Raw genomic sequence first — 4,137 nt, forward strand, 5'->3', positions numbered from 1 at the left:
GAGACTTCGCTAACATTACCTCGCGGGCCCGGCAGCGTTGAATAGCAGCACCTGCGGTTCGCCGAGTTCGGCGCGAATCTGTGGGAAGGCGTTCCAGACCTCAGTGGCTTTTCCGATGTCGGCCTGCACTTCCAGCACTTCGCCGCCATGGCCGCGGATGTCACTTGCGAGGGTGCGGAGGTAGTCAGTTTTGCGTGCGTTTATCGCCACCGCGTACTTTGCCGCGAACCGGCGGGCCAATGACGCACCAACTCCTGGGCCCACTCCGATTACTACAGCAACAGGTCTCGATTCAGCTTCCGACATTTACCTCTCCTCGTTAGTGCGCAAGCGGGGCGGCTGAACTGACCGCCAACCCGCTTCGCAGATTAGCCGCTTCATCCCAATCGGCGACGGAACACCAAGGCGCCGATTGTAAGTGTTAACGCTGCCGTCACCGCGAGCGGCCACAAATCGAACGCCAGCCGATTCGCTCCCACACCTTCCAGATACACACGCCGCGCGATATCAATCATGTAGCGCAACGGATTGATCAAACTGAAGTATTGCAGGATCTTAGGCATACTGCTCAAGGGCGTGATCAGACCTGACAAGAGCGTGAACGGCATCGCTACCAGGAATGACAGAAGGAGCGCCTGCTGCATGGTGGCGACCAACGACGAAAGCAGCAGTCCGATTCCGGATACTGCGAGGAGGAACAAGAAAAGTCCCGTATATAGCGTGAGGAACGAGCCCGCAAACGGAATCCGGAACCACAGCTGGGCAACCAGGAGGATGACGGTGGACTGGCTTAGTCCGACCAACAGCGAGGGCAATGCCTTTCCGGTCATGATTTCGGCTGGCCGAAAGGGTGTCACAAGTAACTGATCGAAGGTTCCTTCCTCCTTTTCGCGCGCGATGGACATCGCCGTCATCAGGAGCACCTCTGCAATCGTGAGTGTTCCGATCAAGCTCGGGACTATGCTCCACCGGGTCTCGAGATTCGAATTAAACCAGGCGCGGATACTCACCCTGATCGGCGGCCCATCTCCGCCGTGAGCCGCCCACCATCTGGCATTGAATGAATCGACAACTGTACCGACGTAGTTCAGCGCGATGCTGCCGGTGTTGGAATTACGCCCGTCGGCAATTACTTCTACATCGGCCGATCGCCCGGAAAGTAATCGTCGCTCGAAATCCTGATCGATCTGAATCACGACCAATGCGCGTCGCTCGTCGATCACGGTCTTCAGGTCCGCTGCGCATTCGAGATTGGCAACGCGTCGAAACACGCCCGAGCCGTCTAACCAGGCGAGTAGTTGGGACGACGTGGCGCTGCGATCGCGATCGAAGACCGCATAGCGGACTTGGTTCAAATCGTAGTTCACGACATATCCGAACACGAGGCACTGCAGTGCGGGTGGAACGAACAGGACGGCGCGCCCGCGCGGATCCTTGAGCATCGCGAGAAGTTCCTTGCGCACCAAAGCGAAGATCCGAAAAATTGCTTGGAACATCGTCAATCTCAGTCGAGCTGTTTCTTGAATCCCACCCGCGTCAGCGCGAACAGCAGGGCGCCCATACCAGCTAGCATCGCCAAGTTAGGCAGAATGACGGCCCAGATATCGCCTGCGAGCAATACGGTCTCGAGCAGCGCGACGTAGTACCGCGCCGGAAAGACGTAGGTGACAGCCCGAATCGTTGCGGGCAGGCTTTCCAGATCGAAGATAAATCCCGACAACATCATGGCTGGGAGAAACGCGACTACCACAGTCAGGAGACCTGCGACGAACTGAGATTTAACAGTCGAAGAGATGAAGAGCCCGAGGCCCAAGGTGACAAGGAGATAGAGTAGTGAGCTAAGGCTTACCACCCATAGCGACCCGCGGAAGGGGACATGAAAGAGGAATCTGGCTGCAATCATGCAAAGCACCAGTCCGAAGATCCCCAACGCCAGGTATGGAATCACCTTGGCGAGCAAGATTTCGCCGGGGCGGACGGGCGTTACGAACAGCGATTCAAAAGTGCCCTGCTCCCACTCCCGAGCGACGACCAGCGCCGTCAACAGAGCACCGAGGACCGTCATGACCAGCACCACCAGGCCGGGAACTAGAAAGTAACGGCTCTCCCTTGCCTGATTGAACCAGAGTCGATCCTGCAGGATTACTGGTCCGCTTGGTGTGTTTTGCCCTTCGCCGAGCCGCCGCGCGGTCCATTGACCAACCGTCCCCTGGGCGTAGCCCTGAATGATCCGTGCGCTATTGGCGTCGCCACCGTAAGCGACGATCTGAACCTCCGCATCCCCGCTTCGCATCCTCCGCGAAAAGTCGGGACGGATTCGTATGATGCCGTCAACTTGACGCGCAACAATGAGATCCTCGGCGCGCGCCATCGAAGTCATGAGCCGGGCCTTAAAATAGGGGGATAGCTGAAAGGTCGATGCCAGTTCGGCCGCGTCCGGAGACGTATCCTCAAGCACCACGGCGACCGGGACATTCTTTACATCGAGCGATAGCCCATAGCCGAAAAGCAGGATCAGGACGACGGGCAGCACCATACCGACGGCGACGCTGCTAAAATCGCGGAGGATTTGGCACGTCTCCTTTTTGACCAGCGTCCAAACTCGCCGCGGCTTTAACAGAGAACCATTTCGCGGATCGGTCGGCGGCGTCACGCTGCCACCTCCGCATCAGTAGCCGAGCCGGCGTCGCTCCCTCGGCCTGCCTCGACGATCGCGATGAACGCATCCTCCATCCTCGACTCACGCCCGTCATGAGCGGGTGCATAGCGGCGAATCTCGGCGGGTGTGCCACGAGCAAGCACCCGGCCGTGATCCTGGATGACGACATGATCGCAATACTCCGCCTCCTCCATGAAATGCGTGGTGATGACTACCGTTACGCCTTGCTCCGCGAGCGAAGTGATACGTCGCCAAAATTCGCGGCGCGCCAATGGATCAGCGCCACTGGTCGGCTCGTCCAGGAACAAAATATCGGGCTCATGAAGCAGTGCCGCTGCCATCGCGAGCCTTTGCTTGTAACCGCCGGGGATGAGGCCGCTTTGCTGGCGCATCAGCGGTTCCAGCTCGAATTGCGTCAGCGCCCAGGCAATGCGGTGGCGTCGTCGTGCACCGCGAAGCCCATAGGCACTCGCAAAAAATTCGAGATTCTCGACCACCGATAGGTCGCCATAGAGCGCGAACTTTTGCGCGACATATCCGAGCCGCTGCCGGGCTTCAGCGCGCGCGGTGTGAAGGTCGACGCCAGCCACACGGAGCGCGCCATGCGTCGGCGCGAGCAGGCCGCAAAGCATGCGGAAGGTCGTAGTTTTGCCGGCCCCGTTCGGTCCGAGGAGCCCGAATATTTCGCCCCGCCGAACCCTGAAGCTCACATGATCAACGGCGGTAAAGGTGCCGAATTGCTTCACCAGATCGTCGACCGCAACCACCACCGGCTCACCATCGGCCGCGGTCGTCGGGTGTTCGATCGTCATCGCAGCACTAGGCCGATCGGGCGTGATCTGGCGTAAGAGGACCATGAAGCCATCCTCAAATCGCGCACGAGTCGCCGTCATCGAAGCGCCGCCGAGGGTAGAGTGGCCCAATTCGTTGGCCAACACGACGCGCACCGAGCCGCCCTCTGGCACTGCGTCAATCACATCAGGATCGTCGAGAAGTCGAGCTTGAATTCCTCTGGGCGTACAACCGGCTGACGGTTCGGCCACAAACACGCGGCCAGCCGCTAGCGCGCTCACTTCGTCCGGACGACCCTGGGCTAGCACCTTTCCTTCGTGCAGGACGACGACGTGTCCGCACCGTTCCGCTTCATCCAGATAGGAAGTGCTGAGCAGCACTGTGAGGGCCTGCCGGTCGACGAGCCGCAGGATGATCTCCCACAGCTCACGCCGCGAAAGTGGATCGACCCCGACCGTGGGCTCATCGAGCAGCAGGAGTTCCGGTGATCGGATGAGAGTACAGGCAAGACCGAGTTTCTGCTTCATGCCACCGGACAGTCGGCTCGCCAAACGCTGGACAAATGGACCGAGCGCCGTCATCTCCATCAGTTGCAGATACGGCTCGCGCCGCTCGATGATTCCGATTCCATTCAGATCGGCATAGAGGTCGAGATTTTCCTGGACGGTGAGATCCTCATACAACCC

The 4,137-nt window shown here is 59.4% G+C and carries 4 protein-coding genes; all 4 read right to left on the reverse strand.

What is annotated here, in order from left to right:
* Window positions 1–15: 15 nt before the first annotated feature.
* The gene (locus VGI36_18395) at window positions 16–306 is read right to left on the reverse strand and encodes an SDR family NAD(P)-dependent oxidoreductase (GenBank protein ID HEY2487118.1); all 291 of its coding nucleotides are present in this window, start codon (window positions 304–306) and stop codon (window positions 16–18) included.
* 71 nt (window positions 307–377) lie between these two features.
* Window positions 378–1,496, reverse strand: a complete 1,119-nt coding sequence (locus tag VGI36_18400) for an ABC transporter permease (protein HEY2487119.1) — start codon at window positions 1,494–1,496, stop codon at window positions 378–380.
* Window positions 1,497–1,504: 8 nt separating this feature from the next.
* Complete coding sequence (locus VGI36_18405) at window positions 1,505–2,653, reverse strand: ABC transporter permease (GenBank protein ID HEY2487120.1); 1,149 nt, start codon at window positions 2,651–2,653, stop codon at window positions 1,505–1,507.
* On the reverse strand, window positions 2,650–4,137 hold a 1,488-nt coding region (locus VGI36_18410; protein ID HEY2487121.1), incomplete at its 5' end, for an ATP-binding cassette domain-containing protein. The genes VGI36_18410 and VGI36_18405, both read right to left, overlap by 4 nt.

The organism is Candidatus Binataceae bacterium (assembly GCA_036495685.1).
Classification (GTDB): domain Bacteria; phylum Desulfobacterota; class Binatia; order Binatales; family Binataceae; genus JAFAHS01.

Excerpts from the sequence above, each read along its gene's own strand:
- VGI36_18395 (HEY2487118.1), bottom strand. The coding sequence starts at position 306 with ATGTCGGAAGCTGAATCGAGACCTGTTGCTGTAGTAATCGGAGTGGGC.
- VGI36_18400 (HEY2487119.1), bottom strand. The coding sequence starts at position 1,496 with ATGTTCCAAGCAATTTTTCGGATCTTCGCTTTGGTGCGCAAGGAACTT.